Annotated in this window: 2 protein-coding genes (1 of these 2 running past the window's edge); both read right to left on the minus strand. The window is 73.8% G+C overall.

Annotation, left to right across the window (positions count from 1 at the left end; translation table 11 throughout):
* On the minus strand, window positions 1–6,205 hold the 5' end (the start) of the coding sequence (locus ACIP4X_RS20910; RefSeq protein WP_401349906.1) for an amino acid adenylation domain-containing protein. Its footprint begins 7,973 nt before the window's first position; 6,205 of the gene's 14,178 nt are visible here — the first part of the coding sequence; it begins with the start codon at window positions 6,203–6,205; its stop codon lies beyond the left edge, outside the window.
* The gene (locus tag ACIP4X_RS20915; RefSeq protein ID WP_391460105.1) at window positions 6,202–20,454 is read right to left on the minus strand and encodes an amino acid adenylation domain-containing protein; all 14,253 of its coding nucleotides are present in this window, start codon (window positions 20,452–20,454) and stop codon (window positions 6,202–6,204) included. Before ACIP4X_RS20915 ends, ACIP4X_RS20910 begins: the two co-directional genes overlap by 4 nt.
* Between the last annotated feature and the right edge of the window lie 58 nt (window positions 20,455–20,512).

Here is a 20,512-nt window from a genome sequence, read left to right on the forward strand (position 1 = left end):
CGACCAGCCTGGTCGCCAGCAGCGAGTGGCCGCCGAGAACGAAGAAGTCGTCGTCGACGCCGACCGATCCGACGCCGAGCACCTCGGCGAACAGACCGCGCAGGATCTCCTCGCGCGGGCCGCGCGGGGCACGCCCCTCGGGCGCCCCGGCCTCCGGCTCGGGCGCAGGCAGCGCGGCCCGGTCCAGCTTGCCGCTGGGCGTCAGCGGGAACGCGTCCATGAGCACGAACGCCCCGGGCACCATGTGGTCCGGCAGCGCGGCCGCGACGTGCGCGCGCAGCTCCGCCCGCCCGATCGCGCCGGCCACCGGCACCACATAGCCCACCAGGCGGCGGCCGCCGCGCCCGTCGTCCCGGGCGACCACGGCGGCCCGTGCCACCTCCGGGTGGGTGCGCAGCACGGCCTCGATCTCGCCCGGCTCGATGCGGAAGCCGCGGATCTTCACCTGGTGGTCCGCGCGGCCGACGTACTCGAGATCACCGTCGCGGTTCCAGCGCACCAGGTCGCCGGTGCGGTACATGCGGGCGCCGGGCGGACCGAACGGGTCGGCGGTGAACCGCTCGGCGGTCAGGCCCGGACGGTCGTGGTAGCCGCGGGCCAACTGCGCGCCCGCGATGTACAGTTCGCCGCCGACTCCGTCCGGCACCGGCCGCAGGGCCGCGTCCAGCACGTACACCTGGGTGTTCCACACCGGGCGTCCGATCGGCGCGCCGGTCCGGGGCCAGGCCGACCGGTCCGCGGGCAGGGTGTGCGCGGTGACCACGTGGGTCTCGGACGGGCCGTAGTGGTTGTGCAGCACGCGCTCCGGGCTCGCGCCGCACAGGTCGCGCACCCGGTCGCCCAGTACCAGCGCCTCACCGGCCTGCGCGATGTGCCGCAGGTCCGGCAGGCCGGTGCCGTGCTCCGCGACGGCCTCGCCGAGGGCGTCCAGCATCATGGTGGGCGCGTACAGCTCGGTGACCTTCCGATCCCGCAGCCAGGTCGCGAACCTCGCCGGGTCGCGCCGGGTGTCCTCGTCGGGAACCACCAGCGTCCTGCCGTCGAGCAGGGCCGACAGGATCTCCTGGGCCGAGACGTCGAAGCTGATCGCGGTGAACTGCGCGGTCCGGGCGCCGGGTTCGGCGGGGACGGCCGCGGAGTGCCAGGACAGCAGGTTGACCAGCGCGCCGCCGGGCATCACCACGCCCTTGGGGCGGCCGGTCGAACCGGACGTGTAGATCAGGTAGGCGGGGTGCCGCGGCAGCAGCGGCCCGGTCCGCTCGTCGTCGCCGGGGTCGGTGTCCGGCAGCGCGGCCAGTTCGGCCAGTACGGCAGGGTCGTCCAGTGCCAGCGCCGGCCCGGCGGGCAGCCGGCCGGCTGCCCCGGTGGTGGACAGCAGCACCCGTGGCGCGGCGTCGGCCAGCATGAAGGCGATCCGCTCGGCCGGGTACTCCGGGTCGACCGGCAGATAGCCCGCGCCGGACTTGAGCACGGCGAGCAGACCCACGGCCAGCTCCACCGAGCGGGGCAGGGCAAGGCCCACGACGTCCTCGGGGCCGACGCCGCGGCCGATCAGCAGCCGGGCGAGCCGGTTGGCCCGCGCGTTCAGCTCTGCGTAGGTCAGCTCCTCGTCGCCGCACACCAGCGCGGGAGCGGCGGGGTGCCGGGCAACCCCGGCCTGGAACAGCTCGGGCAGCGAGGCGGCGGGCACCTCGTGGTCGGTGGCGTTGCGGGTGACCAGCAGTTCGTGGCGGGCGACCGGGTCCAGTACGTCGACCTTGCTCACCGGGCGGGCCGGTTCGGCGACGACGCCCTCCAGCACCCGTACGAAGGCCGCCGCGATCCGCTGCGCGGTCGGCTCGTCGAACAGGTCCGCGCCGTACTCCACGAAGCCCTCGACGCCGCCGGGCCGCCCGTCGGCCGTGTAGCTCTCGCGCAGGCTGAACAGCAGGTCGAACTTGGACACCCCGGTGTCGACACGTTGCGTGCCGACCTCGACCCCCGGCAGCCGGAACGGCGCGGTCGGGTTGTTGTGCAGGGTCAGCATCACCTGGAAGAGCGGGTGCCGGGACATCGAACGGTCCGGGTTCAGCACCTCGACCAGCCGCTCGAACGGGACCTCCTGGTGGGCGTAGGCGGCCAGGTCGGCCTCCCGTACCCGGCCGAGCAGCTCACGGAAGTCGGGGTCCCCGGACAGGTCGGTGCGCAGCACCAGGGTGTTGATGAAGAAGCCGACCATGTCGTCCAGCGACTCGTCGCCGCGCCCGGCGATCGGGGTGCCGAGCGGGATGTCGGATCCGGCGCCCAGCCGGTGCAGCAGCACCGACAGGCCCGCCTGCAACGTCATGAACACACTGGCCTGACAGGCGCGGGACAGCGCCACCAGGCGCTGGTGCACCTCCCGGTTGATCCGGAAGCCCACCGTGCCGCCCCGGTAGGAGGGCGTCGCGGGACGCGGCCGGTCGGCCGGCAGGTTCAGCTCGTCCGGCAGTCCGGCCAGCGTCTCGCGCCAGAAGGCCAGTTGCCGCGCGAGGGCGCTGTCCGGGTCGTCCTCGCCGCCGAGCACCTCGCGCTGCCACAGCGCGAAGTCCGCGTACTGCACGGGCAGCGGCTCGAACGACGGCTCACCGCCCTCGCGTCGCGCGCCGTACGCGGCGGACAGGTCGCGGCCGAACGGCACGGCCGACCACTCGTCCATCACGATGTGGTGCATCACCACCAGCAGCACGTGCTCCTCGTCGCCCAGCCGCAGCAGCCGCGCCCGCACCGGCGGTTCGGCGGTCAGGTCGAAGCCCTCGCCCGCGGCCCCGGCCAGCGCCGCGTCGAGACCGGCCGGGTCGACGTCGCTCACCCGCAGCTCCGGGACGGTGTCCACCACGACCTGGCAGGGCGTGCCGTCACGGTCCGGGAAGACCGTGCGCAGGCACTCGTGCCGCAGCGCCACGTCGGCCAGCGCCGCGCGCAGCGCTTCCACGTCCAGCGGACCGGTCAGCCGGGCCGTCATCGGCACGTTGTACGCCGGGCTCGGGCCCTCGAACCGGTTGAGGAACCACAGCCTGGTCTGCTGGAGCGACAGCGGGACGTCGGCCGGGCGCGGCACCGGCTCGATCCGCCGGGCCACCGGGCCTTCCGAGGTGAGCAGCCGGGCGAGCGCGGCCACCGTCGGCGACTCGAACAGGCTGCGCAGCGAGAGCCGCACACCGAACACCGAGCGGATCCGGGTGACGAGCCGGGTCGCCAGCAGCGAGTGGCCGCCGAGCTCGAAGAAGCTGTCGTCGATGCCGACGACGGACGCGCCGAGGATCTCCGCGAACAGCCCGCACAGGATCTCCTCCTGCGGAGTGCGTGGGGTGCGTCCGGAGGCCACCCCGGAGAAGTCCGGGGCGGGCAGCGCCCGCCGGTCCAGCTTCCCGTTGGGCGTCACCGGGAGTTGGTCGAGCGTCACGAACGCCGCGGGCACCATGTGGGACGGCAGCGCGTCCGAGACGGCGGCGCGCACGGCGGCCGCGGTCGGCGCGGCGGCGCCCGCCTCCGGCACCAGGTAGGCGACCAGCCGGTGGTCGCCGGGCCGGTCCTCGCGGACGATCACGCTGGCCTGGGCGACGCCGTCCTGGGCCATCAGCACCGACTCGATCTCACCGGGCTCGATGCGGAAGCCGTGGAGCTTCACCTGGCTGTCGGCGCGTCCCTGGAAGACGAGCCGGCCGTCCTGGTCCCAGGTGGCGATGTCCCCCGTGCGGTACATACGGGCGCCGGGGCCCTCGAAGGGGTTGGCGACGAAGCGTTCGGCGGTGAGCGCGGCACGGTCGAGGTAGCCGCGGGCGAGGCCCGCCCCGGAGATGTGGAGCTCGCCGGGGACACCGGGCAGGACCGGGCGCAGCGCGGAGTCGAGGAGGTAGACGCGGGCGCCCGTGATGGGGCCGCCGATGGGCGGTACGACCTCTCCGGCGAGCGGGGCGCTCATGGTGGCGCACACGGTGGTCTCGGAGGGGCCGTAGGCGTTGATCATGCGGCGGCCCGGGGACCAGCGGCCGACGAGTTCGGGCGCGGTGGCCTCCCCGGCGACCACCAGGGTGATGCCCTCGGGCAGGGCGTCCCGGTCGAGGACGGCGAGGGCGGCCGGCGGGATGGTGGCGTGCGTGACGCGCTGCTCGGCGACGAGTTCGGCCAGCGGCGGGCCGGGGCGGAGCCGTTCGGCAGGGGCCAGGACGAGGGCCGCGCCGGTGAGCAGGCCCATGGCCAGCTCCCAGAAGGCCGCGTCGAAGCTGAGGGAGGCGAACTGCAGGACGCGGCTGCCGGGGCCGACGCCGAAGCGTTCGGTCTGGGCGGCGACGAGGGAGGCGATGCCGTGGTGGGTGACGACGACGCCCTTGGGTCTGCCGGTGGATCCGGAGGTGTAGATGAGATACGCGGGATGATCGGCCGTCAGGTTCGAGGCGGGGGCGTGGTCGCCGGGCGCGGCGGCGACGCGTGCGGCGGTGCCTGGGTCGTCCAGGGCGACGACGAGCCGGTCACCGGCCGGCAGGGTGGCGGCGAGAGCGGTGGTGGTGAGGACGACACGGGGCCGCGCGTCGGCGAGCATGTGGGCGATGCGCTCGGCCGGGTAGTCCGGGTCCACCGGCAGATACGCGGCGCAGGCCTTGTGGACGGCGAGCACGGCGACGGCGAGCTCCGCCGACCGGGGGAGGGCCAGGGCGACGTACTGCTCGGGCCCGACCTCGGCCGAGACGAGGTGGTGGGCCAGCCGGTTGGCACGGTGGTCCAGCTCGGCGTAGGACAGCGTGGTGTCCTCGAAGACCACGGCCGGGTCCCGCGGCGCCAGGGCGACCCGCTCGGCGAACAGCTCCGGCAGGGTCCTCGGCCGCTCGCCTCCCGTGTCGTTGCGCCGGACCAGGACCTCCTCGCGCTCCTCGGCGCCGAGCACGTCCAGCCGGCCGACGGGGCATTCCGGGTCGCGCACCACCGCCTCCAGCACCCGCACCAGCCGGGCGCCGATCTCCTCCACGTCCGCCGGCCGGAAGACGTCCGGCCGGTAGCCGAACCGGATCCGCAGCGTCTCGCCGGGCAGGGCGGCCACGCTCAGCGGGTAGTGGTTGGCGTCCGCGCCGTGCGCGCCGACGATCGTCAGCCCGGCCAGCTCACGGAACCCCTGCTCGTCGAAGGGGTAGTTCTCGGTGACCGTGATGGTGTCGAACAGTTCCCCGGACACGCCGGCCAGGGCGTGCACGTCGGGCAGGTTCAGATGCTGGTGGGACATCAGCCCGGCCTGCCGGCGCTGGAACCGGGCCAGCATCTCGCCCACCGGCTCCGACGGGTCCAGCCGCACCCGCACCGGCAGGGTGTTGATGAACAGGCCGACGATGCTCTCCACGCCGGGGAGGTCCGCCGGACGTCCGGAGACGGTGCCGCCGAACACCACGTCGGTGCGGCCGGTCAGCCGGCTCAGGACCAGCGCCCAGGCACCCTGGAACACCGTGTTGAGGGTCAGGTCCCGTCGGCGGGCCGCCGCGGTCAGCTCGCGGCTCAGCTCCGCCGGAACCTCCACCAGCAGGCGTTCGGGCGCGACCGGGGTGCGCAGCCGCTCGTCGGACACCAGCCGCGTCGGCTCCTCGACGCCGCTCAGCGCCGACCTCCACGCCTCCTCCGCCGCGGGCCGGTCCTGTTCGGCCAGCCAGGCGAGGTAGTCGCGGTAGGGCGTCACCGGCGGCAGCGCCGACTCCTCGCCCCCGGCGGCGTAGAGCGTGAACAGGTCCGTCATCAGCCGGCCCACCGACCAGCCGTCCAGCAGGATGTGGTGGTGCGCCATGACGAGCCGGTGGGCGCGCTGGCCGTGGTGGATCAGCGTGAAGTGCAGCAGCGGCGGCCGCGCCAGGTCGAAGGTGCGCTCCGAGGCGGCCGCGGTCAGCTCCCGCAGCCGCTCCGCCTGCTCCTGACCGGGCAGACCGCGCAGGTCGAACTCCTCCAGGGGCAGCGGGACTTCGCGCGGGATGAGCTGCACCGGGCGGCTGAGCCGCTCGTAGCGGAAGGCGGCCCGCAGATTGGGGTGCCGGCGCAGCAGGGCCGCCACCGACTCCCGCAACGCCCCGGCGTTCAGGTCGCCTTCGAGGTCGAGACAGAGCCGTGCCGTGTAGATGTCCAGCGAGCGCTCGTGGTAGACGGTGTGGAAGAGCAGGCCCTCCTGGAGGGGCGAGAGCGGAAGGACGTCCTGGAACCCCGGCTTCGTCATGAGGAGAAGTACCTTCCGTCAGCTTCCAGCACGTCGATGTCGCCTTGGTCGAGACCGGTCAGGGAGAGGTCGGAGGGGGTGTGCCCGCCCGCGTCAGCGGCCTCGCAGCGGGTGGTGATGGCTTCCAGCGCGCCGAACCAGTCGTCGACCAGTTCGCGTACGGCCGCCTCGCCGAACAGCTCGCCCGGCCAGGCGCAGGTCACGGTCAGGCACGGACCCTCGGGACCGTCGACGACCGCGGTGGTCAGCTCCAGTGCGTGCCCTGTCTCCGGCGCATGCTCGACGGGTCCGGCGGCCACCGCCCACTCCGGGGGCGCGCCCTCGTCGAATCGGCCGAGGTGAGTGAAGCCGATGTCCGGCGGGGGCAGTTGGGCCAGAACGGGGGCGGTACGCGGGTTGAGGTACCGCAGCATGCCGTGGCCGACACCGCCGTCCGGCACCGCGCGCAGCTGCTCCTTGACGGCCTTGACGGCGTTGCCCACGGCCGCGCCGCCCGCGGTCAGCTCCGACCGGTCGACGGCACCGGCGTCCAGGCGCACCGGGTACGAGGCGGCGAACCGGCCCAGGGTGCGGGAGAGGTCCTGGCCCTCGGCGAACGGCTCGCGCCCGTCCCGCTCCAGGTCCACCAGCACGCTCGTGCCGCCGAGATGGTCCCGCAGGTGCCGGCGCCGCCAGTGCGGAACGGCCAGCGCCAGCGCGGTGAGCAGCACGTCGTCCACGGCGCAGTGGAACGCGGCGGGCACCCGGTCGAGCAGCGGTCCGGTCAGCCCCGCCGGCAGCGTGCGGTGCAGCGTGCCCGTGGTGCCGGGAGCGTCCGGGCCGGGGTCCGACGACCGGTCGCTGAGCCGGGGTTCCGCGGTGGTGAGCGTCGCCCTCCACCAGTCGAGTTCGCGCTCGCGCTCCGGATCCTGCGCCGCGGCCACCAGTTGCTGCGCCCAGCGGCGGTAGGACGTGCCGGCCGGGCGCGGGGCGTCCTCGCTCTCCCCGGTCACCACGCGCAGGCAGGCGGCCAGTTCGATGCGCAGGAGGCGCCAGGACACCGCGTCCACGGCCAGCCGGTGCAGCACCACCAGCAGCCGTCCCGGCCGCCCGGGTCCGGCGTCGAACCAGACGAACCGTGCGACGTCCCCGGTCTCCGGGTCGAGGCGGTCGACCGCCCGCCCGCCGTGCTCGCGCACCGCGGTGGCCAACCCGTCCGCGTCGAGTCCGGCGACCGCCACACGGGTGACCCACGAGGCGGCGTCCACCGTGCCGGAGGGCCGCACCCGAAGGCTCCACAGGGCGCCGTCCTCGCCGTCCCCGCCGCCCTCGTGGCGGTCGAGGAGCAGCCGGAGCGCGTCGTGCCGGTCGACGAGCATGCCCACCAGCGCGCGCAGCCGGTCGAGACCGAGATCGGCCGGGGCGTCCAGCAGCCACGACTGGTGGTACGCCCGGACCGGGCCGCCCCGCTCCCGCAGCGCGTGCGCGGCCGGTGGCAGCGGGACACCGCCGACACCGGCGTCGGGCGACTCGGCGACGAGATCGGGGACGTCGGTCGCCACGGACGCGAGTCCTTCGACGGTCCGCTGGACGAACACGTCCTCCGGCGTGATCCTCAGCCCCCGCGCCCGGGCGCGGCCGACCAGCCGGATCGAGACGATGCTGTCGCCGCCGAGGTCGAAGAAGCTGTCCCGCACGCCCACCGAGGGCAGGCCGAGAACGTCGGCGAACACCTCGCACAGCGCCTCCTCGCGCGGTGTGCGCGGCTGCGCGTCGCCGACGAGCACGGCGAAGTCCGGAGCGGGCAGCAGCCTGCGGTCCACCTTGCCGTTCGGGGTGAGCGGCAGGGAGTCGAGGGCGACGAACGCGGCCGGGACCATGTAGTCCGGCAGGATGCGGGCCGCGTGCTCCCGCATCCCGGCCGCGGACGGCACCTCCTGGCCGTGCGCCGCGACCAGATAGGCCACCAGGCGGCTGTTCCCCTCGCCGTCCGCCCGGGCCACGACGGTGGCCTGCGCCAGCGACGGGTGGGCGGCTAGCACGGCCTCGATCTCGCCCGGTTCGATACGGAAACCGCGCACCTTGACCTGGTCGTCGGCCCGTCCGACGAACTCCAGCTCGCCCGCGGTGTTCCACCGGGCGATGTCGCCGGTGCGGTACATCCGGGTGCCGGCCGGGCCGAACGGGTTCGCCACGAACCGCTCGCCGGTCAGCCCCGGCCTGCCCAGGTAGCCGCGGACCACGCCGTCACCGGCGAGGTACAGGTCTCCGGCTACTCCCGCCGGGACCGGCGCGAGCCGGTCGTCCAGCACGTACACCCGGGTGTTCGCGATGGGCCGGCCGATCACCGGCGCGCCGGGGCGGTCGTCCAGTTCGGCGGTGGTGGACCACACCGTGGTCTCGGTGGGGCCGTACAAGTTGCGTACGCCGGCGGACAGTTCACGCAGTCGCGCGGCCAGCCCGGCGGGCAGTGCCTCGCCGCCGACCAGGACCCGCAGCCCGGCCAGGGCGTCCGGGTGCCCGGACACCAGTGCCTGCCACAGCGTCGGGGTCGCCTGGACCACGGTGGCCCCTGTGCCGGTGATCAGCTCGGCCAGCTCGTCGACGTCGCGCACCTGCTCGGTGGTCGCGAGCACCAGCCGGGCCCCGGCGACCAGGGGCACGTACAGTTCCAGACCGGCGATGTCGAAGGCGACGGTGGTGACCGCCACCAGGACGTCCGCCTCGGTGACCGGCAGCCGCTCGCGCATGTCCCGCACGAAGTTGGCGATGTTCGCCCGGGTGACCACCACGCCCTTGGGGCGGCCGGTGGACCCGGAGGTGTAGATCACGTACGCCGGGTGGTCGCCGTGCGCCGTGCCGGGCAGATCGGTGTCCGGCAGGGCGGCGATCCGTGCCCGCAGCGCGGGGTCGTCCACGGCGACCGTCTCCGCCCCCGCCGGTACGGGCAGTTCGCGGGCGAGGCCGGAGGTCGTCAGCACCAGGGCGGGCGAGCCGTCGGTGAGGATGTGGCGCACCCGCTCGGCCGGGTAGGCCGGGTCGAGGGGTATGTAGGCCGCGCCGGACTTGAGCACCGCCAGCAGCGCCACCACCAGGTCCGTTCCGCGCGGCAGGCTCACGGCGACCCGCACCTCGGGACCCGCGCCGCGGCCGGCCAGGTACCGGGCCAGCCGGTTCGCCCGCGCGTTCAGGTCGGCGTAGGTGATCCCGGCGCCGGTGGTCCCGTCGTCGGCGGCGACGACCGCGACCCGGTCCGGGGTGCGAGCGGCCGCCGCCTCGATCGCCTCGGTCAGCGACCACGGGCCGAAGTCGGCGCTCGTCTCGTTCCAGCCGTCCAGCAGCAGGGCGCGCTCGGCCGGGGTCAGGACGTCCACGTCGCCGACGGGCCGGCCGGGCTCGGCGCACAGCCGTTCCATCAGGTGCGTGAACCGTCCGGCCAGCCCCACCACCGTGTCGTGGTCGAACAGGTCCGTGCTGTACTCGGCGACCGCGTCGATCCCGGCGGGCGTGTGGTCGTCGTCGAACAGTTCGCGCAGGTTGACGTTGAGGTCGAACTTGGCCGTGTTCAGGTCGAGCATCCGGCGCCGCGCGGACACCCCGGGCAGGTCGTAGTCGGCCTCGGGGTTGTTGTGCAGGCTGACCATCACCTGGAACAGCGGGTGGCGGGCCATGACCCGCTCGGGGTTCAGCAGGTCGACCAGCCGCTCGAAGGGCACGTCCTGGTGGGCGTACGCGGCCAGGTCGGTCTCCCGTACCCGGTCCAGGAGTTCGGTGAAGGTGGGGTCTCCGGACAGGTCGGTGCGCAGCACCAGCGTGTTGACGAAGAAGCCCACCAGCTCGTCCAGGGCCTCGTCGGTGCGGCCCGCGACCGGCGTGCCCAGGGGGATGTCGGTGCCCGCGCCCAGGCGGTGCAGCAGCACCGAAAGGCCCGCCTGCACGACCATGAACATGCTGACCCCGTGGCGGCGGGCGAGGGCCGCCAGATCCTGGTGCAGCCGCGGCTCCAGCCGGAACGTGACCCAGCCGCCCCGGTAGGAGGGCGCCGCCGGACGCGGCCGGTCCACCGGCAGGCTCAGCTCGTCCGGCAGCCCGGCCAGCGCCTCGCGCCAGTACGCCGACTGCCGGGCGGCCACGCTGTCCGGGTCGTCCTCGTCGCCCAGCACCGCGTGGTGCCAGAGCATGTAGTCCGGGTACTGCACCGGCAGCGGCGTCCACTTCGGTGCCGTGCCCGCGCGCCGGGCGCCGTAGGCGGTGGCGAGGTCCCGGCCGAACGGCCCGGTCGACCAGCCGTCGACGACGATGTGGTGCATCACCACCACGAACACCGACTTCCGCTCATCGACGCGCAACAGAACTGCCCGCAAGGGAAGTTCGACGGTCAGATCGAAGCCCCGGCCGGCGATGCGGCGCAGCTCCCCGTCCAGTTCACCGGCCGTGACGTCGAGCACGGTGAACTCCGGTGCGGCGACCGCCGGGTCGAGCACCACCTGGTACGGACTGCCGTCCCGCTCGGGGAAGAGGGTGCGCAGGGACTCGTGGCGGGCGACGACGTCGGCGAGCGCGGAGCGCAGCGCCGGGACGTGCACCGGACCGTCCAGGTCCAGCGCGACCGGCAGGTTGTAGGTGGCGCTGTGGCCTTCCAGGCGGTTCAGGAACCACAGCCGCCGCTGGCCGTGCGACAGCGGCAGGTGCGCCGGCCGCGGGGCGGCGCGCAGCGCCTGCCGTCCCCGTGGCGCGCCGCGCAGCGATCCGGCCAGGGCGGCGACGGTCGGGCTCTCGAACAGCGCGCGGATCGGCAGTTCCGTGCCGAAGGCCGAACGGATCCTGCTGACCAGCCGGGTGGCCAGCAGGGAGTGGCCGCCCAGGTCGAAGAAGTTGTCGTCGACGCCGACCGCGGGCACGTTCAGGATCTGCGCGAACAGGGCGCACAGCAGCTCTTCCTGGGGGGTGCGCGGTGCGCGGCCGGCGGGGGCGGCGGGGGAGTGGTCCGGTGCCGGCAGGGCCCGCCGGTCGACCTTGCCGTTGGGACTGAGCGGCAGCTCGTCCAGGACCAAGAAGGCCGCGGGCACCATGTAGTCCGGCAGTTCCCCGGACACCTCACGGGCGACCTCGGCCCGGTCCAGCGGGCCGTCCGGCACCAGGTAGGCGACCAGGCGCTGGTCGCCCGGCAGGTCCTCCCGCAGCACGACGGCGGCCTGGGCGACGCCCGCCCGGCGCAGCAGCGCGTTCTCGATCTCGCCGATCTCCACCCGGAAGCCGCGGATCTTGACCTGGTCGTCGACGCGCCGCAGGAAGTACAGCTCGCCGTCCGGCCTCCACTTCACGATGTCGCCCGTGCGGTACATGCGGGAGCCGGGCGGCCCGAACGGGTTCGGCGCGAACCGCTCGGCGGTCAGCGTCGGCCGGTGCAGATAGCCGCGTGCGATGCCCTCGCCCGCCACGTACAGCTCGCCGGCCACGCCCATGGGCACCGGCCGCAGGGACGCGTCCAGCACGTACAGCCAGGTGTTGGGCATGGGACGGCCGATCGGCAGCGGGCCGCTGCCCACCGGTTCGCCCGCCCTGATCACGTGCTGGGTGCAGTTGACCGTGGTCTCGGTGGGCCCGTAGCCGTTGTAGATGTGCGCCTCGGGGTGGCGCGTACGCCACTCGGTCAGTGTCTCGCCGAGTAGCAGCTCGCCGCCCAGCATCAGTTCGCGGCCGGGGGAGAACGCGTCGGGCAGTGCCTCGAGGAGCGGCAGATGGCTCGGGGTGGCCTTGAGGAAGGTGCACGGCGTCCGTTCCAGGTCCGCGAGGGTCCGCGGGTCGCCGTCGTCCAGGGTGGCCAGGATCACCGTGCCGCCGACGGACAGCGTCGTGTAGAGCGCGGTCACCGTCAGGTCGAAGGAGATCGGGCTGTGCAGCACCGCGGCGCCCACGGTGCTCGGGTAGCCCGATGTGCTCCAGCGCAGGTAGTCGCTCAGGCAGTGCTGTTCGGTCAGCACGCCCTTGGGGCGCCCGGTGGATCCGGAGGTGTAGATGACGTACGCGGAGTGGTGCGGGTGGACCGGGTGCAGCCGGTCGGCGTCGGTCGGGCCCGTCACCGGGCGGCCGGCCACGGCCTCGGCGGTGTCCGCGTCGTCCAGCAGCAGCCGCGGCAGGTTCTCGGCGTGCGGGATGCCCGCGCCGATGGTGGTGTCGGTGAGCAGCAGCATGGCCGAGGCGTTCTCGATCATGTACTCGATGCGCTCCGGCGGGTAGTCCGGGTCGAGCGGGAGGTAGGCCGCGCCCGCCTTCAGGACGGCCACCAGGGCGACCACCAGGTGCGGGGTGCGCGGCAGGGCGACCGCGACCCAGTCCTCGGCCCCCACGCCCCGTGCGATCAGGTGGTGGGCCAACTGATTGGCGTGCTCGTCGAGTTCGCGGTAGGTCACCTGCTCGCCCCGGCAGACCAGGGCGACGGCGTCCGGGGTCGCCGCCACCTGCCGCTCGAACCGCTCGACGAACGTCGGCGGGACCTCCGGGCGGATCTCGCCGACACCGAGGGCGAGGAGGCGGTGGCGGTCGGCCTCGCCCAGCAGGTCCAACTCGCTGACCCGCTGCGCCGGATCGGCCGCGACCGACTCCAGCAGGCGGCTCAGCCGGGCCGAGAAGTCCTCGGCGGTGGCACGGTCGTACAGGTCACCGCTGTAGTTGAGCAGACCGGTGATGCCGGCCGGGGTGCCGTCGTCGGCGTACCGGTCGCGTACGGAGAACGACAGGTCGAACTTGGCGACCTCGGTGTTCACCGGGTGCAGGCGGGTGCGCACCCCGGGGAAGCCCAGCTCCATCTCGGGGGTGTTCTCGAAGTTCAGCAGCACCTGGAACAGCGGGTGCCGGGAGAGCGAGCGTTCCGGCCTGAGCGTCTCCACCAGCAGTTCGAACGGCACCTCCTGGTGGGCGTACGCGGACAGGTCCGCCTCGCGCACCCGGCCGAGGAGCTGCCGGAAGGTCGGGTCGCCGCTCAGGTCGTTGCGCAGGACCAACGTGTTGACGAAGAACCCGATCAGATCGACCAGCGACTCGTCGTTGCGCCCGGCGACGGAGGTGCCGATGGGGATGTCCGTGCCGCCGCCCAGCCGGTTCAGCAGCGCGGCGAGCGCGGCCTGCATCACCATGAACAGGCTGGCGCCGCTGCCGCGGGCGATCTCCAGCAGCCGTGCGTGCACCTCGGGTGCGACGGTGATCGGCACGAATCCGCCGTCGTGGCTGGGGGCCGCCGGGCGGGGCCGGTCGGCCGGCAGGTCCAGCTGGTCCGGCAGACCGGCCAGCGTGTCCTTCCAGTAGCCGATCTGCCGCGCCAGCACGCTGTCCGGGTCGGCGAGGTCACCGAGGACCTCCCGCTGCCACAGCGTGTAGTCGGCGTACTGCACGGGCAGCGGCGCCCACTGGGGGGCGCGCGCCGAACGCCGCTCGGCGTAGGCGGTGGACAGGTCGCCCACCAGCGACGCGAACGACCAGCCGTCCGCGACGATGTGGTGCACCAGGACCAGGAACACCTGCTCGGTGGGGCTGAGCACGAACAGCTGCGCCCGGACGGGCAGTTCGTTCTCCAGGTCGAAACCGCGGCGGGCGGCGGCGGTCAGCGCCGTGTCCAGTTCCGGCTCGGTCAGCTCGGTCACCGGGATCCGCAGGCGGGCCTCCCGCTCCGGCACGACGCACTGGACCGGTACGCCGTCGTGGTCGCGGAAGACCGTGCGCAGGCTCTCGTGCCGGGCCATGACGTCGTGCAGGGCCTCGTGGAGGGCGTCGCGGTCGATCCGGCCGGTGAAGCGCAGCGAGACACCGAGGTTGTACGTGGGGCTCGGGCCCTCCAGACGGTTGAGGAACCACAGCCGCTGCTGCGTGAACGACACCGGCAGCCGGTCCGGGCGCGGCATCGGGACCGCCCGCGGCCTGGCCGTACCGGCCCGCTCGACCAGTTCCGCCAGCCGCGCCACCGTGGGCGCCTCGAACAGGTCGCGCACCGCGAGATCGACGCCGAGCACCGACTGGATCCTGATGATCAGCCGGTTGGCGATGAGCGAATGCCCGCCGAGGTCGAAGAAGCTGTCGTCGACGCCGACCGAGGACAGCTCCAGGATCTCCGCGAACAGACCGCAGAGCACCTGCTCCAGCGGGGTACGCGGCGGACGGCCGCCCCGCCCGCCGGCGAACCGCGGTGCGGGCAGGGCGCCGCGGTCGAGCTTGCCGCTGGTGTTGAGCGGCAGCCTGCGCAGGGTGACGAAGGCCGCGGGCACCATGTAGCCGGGCAGCGTGGCCGCCACCAGCTCGCGCAGCCGCGCGGTGTCCGCCTCGGCCCCGGAGGCGGGCACGACGTAGGCGACGAGCTGCTTGTGGCGGTGCTGGTCCTCCTGCGCGACCACCACCACCTGCGCCACGGCGGGGTCCGACGCGATCACCGACTCGATCTCGCCGGTCTCGATGCGGAAACCGCGCACCTTCACCTGCTCGTCGGTGCGTCCCAGGTAGGCCAGTTCGCCGTCGGAGCTCCAGCGCACCAGGTCGCCGGTCCGGTACAGGCGGGAGCCCGGCGGGCCGAACGGGTCGGCCACGAACCGCTGTGCGGTCAGGGCCGGCCGGTCCAGGTAGCCGCGGGCCAGGCCCGCGCCCGCCAGGTACAGCTCACCCGGAACACCGGCGGGAACCGGCCGCAGCCAGGGATCCAGCACGTACGCCCGGGTGTTGGCGACCGGCCGCCCGATCAGCGGCTCAGCGGGCCCGCCGTCGGAGTACCAGGCGGTCGCGTACACCGTGGCCTCGGTCGGCCCGTAGATGTTGGCGATCCGGGCCTCGGGCATGACGGCGCGGATGTCCGCCACCGCCCGGCCGGTGAGCGCCTCACCGGCGAGCACCACCAGGTCGGCCGAGGCGGAGACGTTGTCCTGCCCGATCAGCTCGGCCAGCGCGGACGGCACCGCGCTGATCATGCTGCCCGACCAGCCGTCCGGCCGCTCGGCCAGCGCCAGCAGGTCGCGCACGACGTCGATCCGCCCGCCCGCCGTCAGCGGCGCGAAGATCTCGAAGACCGACACGTCGAAGCTGAGCGACGTCGACGCCAGCGGCCGGGACAGGGCCTCGGCGCCGATCTCCCGCGCCGCCCAGGTGACCAGGTTGACCACGTTGCGGTGCTCCACCACGACGCCCTTGGGCGTACCGGTCGAGCCGGAGGTGTGGATGACATAGGCGGCGTTGTCCGCCCGCAGCGGCGCCGCGCGGTCCTCGTCGACCGGGTCCGTGCGGGGGCGGGCCGCGACCGCGTCCACCGTGCCGGGGGCGTCCAGCGCCAGCGCCGGCACCCCGGCCAGGGCCTCGCGCGGCCAGCCGGCCAGTACGCCCTCGGTGCTCAGCAGCAGCACCGGAGCGGCGTCGGACAGCAGCAGCGAGACACGCTCGACGGGATGGCCGGGGTCGACCGGCAGATACGCCGCACCGGACTTGAGCACCGCGAGCAGCGCGACGATCAGCTCCGCCGAACGCGGCATACCCAGCGCCACCACGCGCTCGGGACCGGCGCCCCGGGCGATCAGCTCCCGCGCGAGCCGGTTGGCGGCCTCGTGCACCTCGCGGTACGTCAGCGTCCGCGGCCCGTCGCACACCGCCACCGCGTCCGGACGCTCCGCCGCCGTCCGCTCGAGGAGGTCGACCAGGGTTCCCGCGGGGACGCCGCGTTCCGTGTCGTTCCATTCGTGCAGCAGCCGCCGACGCTCGGGCGGCGACAACAGGTCCATCGCCCGCACCGGGGCGTCCGGTTCGGCCACGAGCGCCTGAAGGAAACGCACCAGCCGGTCGCCGAGCATTTCCACCGTGGAGCGGTCGAAGAGATCGGTGCGGAATTCGACGACGGCGTCGATTCCGTCCGGGGTTCCCGTCCCGCCGACGCGTTCGCCGAATTCGAAGGACAGGTCGAACTTGGCCATCGTGCGCACGCCGGGTTCGGCGACCGCCGTCAGACCGGGGAATTCCAGGGCGGTGCCGAGTTTCCTCTGCAGTGAGAACAGCACTTGGCACAGCGGGTGGCGGGAGAGTGAACGCTCCGGGTTCAGCACCTCGACGAGACGCTCGAACGGCACGTCCTGATGGGCGTACGCCGCCAGGTCCGACTCCCGCACCCGGCCGAGGAGTTCGCGGAACGACGGGTCGCCGGAGACATCGGTGCGCAGCACCAGCGTATTCACGAAGAAGCCGACCAGGTCGTCCAGGGCGTCGTCGGTGCGGCCCGCCACCGGGCTGCCGAGCACCACGTCGGGACCGGCGCCCAGCACCGAAAGGAGCGAGGCCAGCCCGGCCTGGAGCGTCATGAACAGGGTGGTGCCGGTCTGCCGGGCCAGGTCGGCGAGGCCGCGGTGCAGCTCGGGCGGCAGCCGCAACTCGACCACGTCGGACCGGTAGTCGGCCTCGGCCGGGCGCGGCCGGTCGGCGGGCAGCGCGATCTCGTCCGGCAGACCGGCCAGCTCCGAGCGCCAGAAGGCGATCTGCCGTGCCATGGTGCTGTACGGGTCCCGGTCGTCGCCGAGCGCGTCACGCTGCCACAGCGTGTAGTCGGCGTACTGCACCGGCAGCGGCCGCCACGTGGGCCCAGCCCCGTTCAGCCGGGCCGCGTACGCCGTGGACAGATCGCGGGCCAGCACTCCCAGCGACCATCCGTCCGCCGCGATGTGGTGGACCACGACGGACAGCACGTGCTCGTCCTCGCCGAGCGAGAACAGGTCCACGTGCAGGGGGAGTTCGGTGGCCAGGTCGAACGCGCCGGCCGCGCAGCTCGCCAGCGCCACCGGCAGCTCCTCGGCGCCGATCGCCGAGACGGGCAGCTCGATCACGGCCGTCTCCGGGTCGAGCACGACCTGGCTCGGCACGCCCTTCACATCGGGGAAGACGGTACGCAGGCTCTCGTGCCGGGCCAGCAGGTCACCGAACGCCGCGAGCAGCGCGCCCCGGTCCAGCGGCCCCGACAGACGCAGCACCAGCGGGATGTTGTACGCCGAGTTGGGGCCCTCGAGACGGTCGACGAACCACAGCCGGTTCTGCGCGTAGGACAGCGGGATCTCCGCCGGGCGCGGCACCGGGGAGATACCGGAGCGGGCGTGGTCGGCACAGGTGACGCGGTCCGCCACGGCCGCGACGGTCGGCGCCTCGAACAGCGTCCGGATCTGGAGCTCCACCCCGAACACCGAACGGATCCTGCTGACCAGCCGGGTGGCCAGCAGCGAATGGCCGCCCACGTCGAAGAAGTTGTCGTCGATGGTGACGCCCGGCACGCCCAGGACCTCGGCGAACAGTCCGCACAGCACCTCCTCGACCGGGGTGCGCGGGGCGCGCCCGGCCGAGCCCGCCACGGACTCCGGTTCGGGCAGCGCGGCGTGGTCGAGTTTGCCGTTGGCGGTGAGCGGCAGCCGCGGCAGGACCACGAACGCGGACGGCACCATGTGGTCCGGCAGCGCGGCGGCCACCGCCCCGCGCAGGCCCGCGGGGTCGAGACCGTCGCGCTCGCCGGCCGGTGTGACATAGGCGACCAGCCGCTTGTCGCCTGCCTGGTCCTCACGGACGACCACCGCCGCCTGCGCGACCTCGGCCGCGCTCTCCACCACGGCCTCGATCTCGCCCGGCTCGATCCGGAAACCGCGGATCTTCACCTGCTGGTCGGCCCGGCCGACGAACTCCAGCTCGCCGTCGGCCGTCCAGCGCGCCACGTCGCCCGTGCGGTACATCAGGCCGCCGGGCGGGCCGAACGGGTCGGCGACGAACCGGTGCGAGGTCAAGTCCGGGCGCCCGTGGTAGCCGCGCGCGAGCCCGTCGCCGGACACGTACATCTCCGCCGCGACGCCGGGCGGCACCGGCCGCAGCGCGCCGTCCAGCAGACGGATGCCGAGGTCGGGGATGGGGGCGCCGATGACGCCGCCCGGCCGCCCGTCCGCGGTACGCCGGTCCAGCGCCACATGGCTGACGTGCACCGTGGTCTCGGTGATGCCGTACATGTTCACCAGCACCGGCGCGTCGTCCGCGTGGCGGGCGTACCAGCGCTCCAGGCGCCGAAGGTCGAGCGCCTCACCGCCGAAGATCACGAACCGCAGCGCGGGGCCGCCGCCCGCCCCGGGGTTCTCCTCGTCGGCCTGCGTGAGCTGGTAGAAGGCGGACGGGGTCTGGTTGAGCACCGTGACACGCTCGTCGGCCAGCAGCCGCAGGAACTCCACCGGCGAACGGCTCACCTCGTGCGGGACGACCACGAGCCTGCCACCGTGCAGCAGCGGACCCCAGATCTCCCACACCGAGAAGTCGAAGGCGTAGGAGTGGAACAGCGTCCACACGTCCTCGGGCCCGAAGCCGAACCACTGCTCGGTGGCGGTGAACAGCCGCAGCACGTTGCGGTGGGGGACGACCACGCCCTTGGGCCGGCCGGTGGACCCGGAGGTGTAGATCATGTACGCCGGATGCCGCGGGTCGAGCGGCGCGGCGCGCTCGGCGTCGGTGACGTCGTCGCCGGCTCGCGCGGCCAGTTCGGCGGCGGTGCGGGCGTCGTCCAGAGCCAGCAGCGGGACGCCCCCGGTGCCGGGCAGTTGCGGCGCGTGCGCGGTGTCGGTCAGCACCAGGTCCGGTGCGGCGTCCGCGAGCATGAACGCGATCCGCTCGGCCGGGTAGGCCGGGTCCAGCGGCAGGTAGGCGGCGCCGGCCTTGAGGACGGCCAGCAGCGCGACCACCATCTCCGCCGAGCGCGGCAGCGCGAGCGCGACGAACCGCTCCGGGCCTGCGCCCCGCTCGATCAGCGTCCTGGCCAGCCGGTTGGCGCGGGCGTTGATCTCCCGGTAGCTGTGGCCCACTCCGTCGCTCACCACGGCCGTGCGCTCGGGGTGCTCGGCGGCGGCCCGCTCGAACAGCTCCGGCAGGGTCGCGGCGGGGGTCTTGACCGGGACGGGCGGGGTGAGCACCCGCGCGCGTTCCCCGGCGGTGGCGGTGTCCAGCCGCCCGACCGGCGTCCCGGGGTCGCAGGCGCACAGCCGGGACAGCAGGTCGAGGAAGCGGTGCTGGTGCGCGGCGAGCGACTCCTCGTCGTACAGCGCCGCGTTGGCGTCGAAGTCGAAGCGCAGCGTGCCGTCGGTGGAGCGGGTGTCCAGCACGATCGCGAGGTCCGTGATCGGGCCGCCCGGCAGGTTGCGCACGGTCGCCCGGTGCCCGGCGAAGTCCAGGTCGTAGTCGAACAGGACCAGGTTGACGTGCGGTCCGATCAGCTGCTGCTCGGGGCCGAGGCGCAGGTCGCGCCGCATGTCCTCGTGCCGGTACCGCTGGTGGCGCACGGCCTGCCGCATCTCGGCGGAGACGGCGGTGAGCAGGTCGCCCACCGGGGTGTCCGGTGCGGCGGCCAGCCGCAGCGGGACCAGGTTGGACATGCTGCCGGGCACGTCGCGCAGGCCCTTGCCCTGGCGCGCGGCGACCGGCAGGCCGACGACGGCCTCGTCGGTGCCGGTGAGGCGCTGCACATAGAGGGCGAGCGCGGCCACCACCACGGTCGGCCAGCCGGTGCCCACCTCGCGCGCGAGTCCGCGGATCGCCTCGGTCTCGGCGGCGCCGAGCGTCACGCTGCGGCGGATCACGCGCTCGGGCAGGTGCTGCCGGCCGCCGGACAGGCTGACCGGGGTCTGAGCGCCGGTCAGCCGCCCGGTCCAGAACGCGGCGTCGTCGGCGTGCTCCGGGGAGTCGGCGTAGGCCCGGGCGGCGTCCACCAGACCCTTCAGCGGCGGGAAGGGACCGGCCGGTACGGGGGTGTCCGCCGTCAGCGCGGAGTAGACCTCGGCCACCCTCGGCGCGAACATGGCCACGCCGGCGCCGTCCAGCACGATGTGGTGGACCCGGTGGTACCACCACCAGCGGTCCTCGGCGATCCTGAACAGGGCGAACGCGAACAGCGAGTCGCCGAACAGGTCGATCGGCCGGGTACGGTCCTCGTCCATCCACTTCCGCGCGCCGGCCTCCGGGTCGGCCTCGCCGGACAGGTCCACGACGGGGAACGGGAAATCGACGGCGGGGAGTACCCGTTGCTCGGGGACCTCACCGTGCTCGGCGAACCGCACCCGCAGCGCGTCGGTCTCGCCGACCACCCGGCGCAGGGCGGTCTCGAAGCGGGCAGGGTCGACCGGACCGTGAATGTCCAGATACTCGGCGATGTTGTAGACCGTGTTGCCGGAGTCGATCCGTTGCGCGAACCAGATACCCGATTGAGCCGGCGTCAGAGGGAGTCGGATCTCACCGGATTGTGGCACGACTACTCACTCCCCTTGAATCGGAAAACTGGTGGAGAACAGCCCCCGCGGGCCACAC

It is taken from the genome of Streptomyces sp. NPDC088817, from assembly GCF_044750345.1.
Taxonomy (GTDB): domain Bacteria; phylum Actinomycetota; class Actinomycetes; order Streptomycetales; family Streptomycetaceae; genus Streptomyces.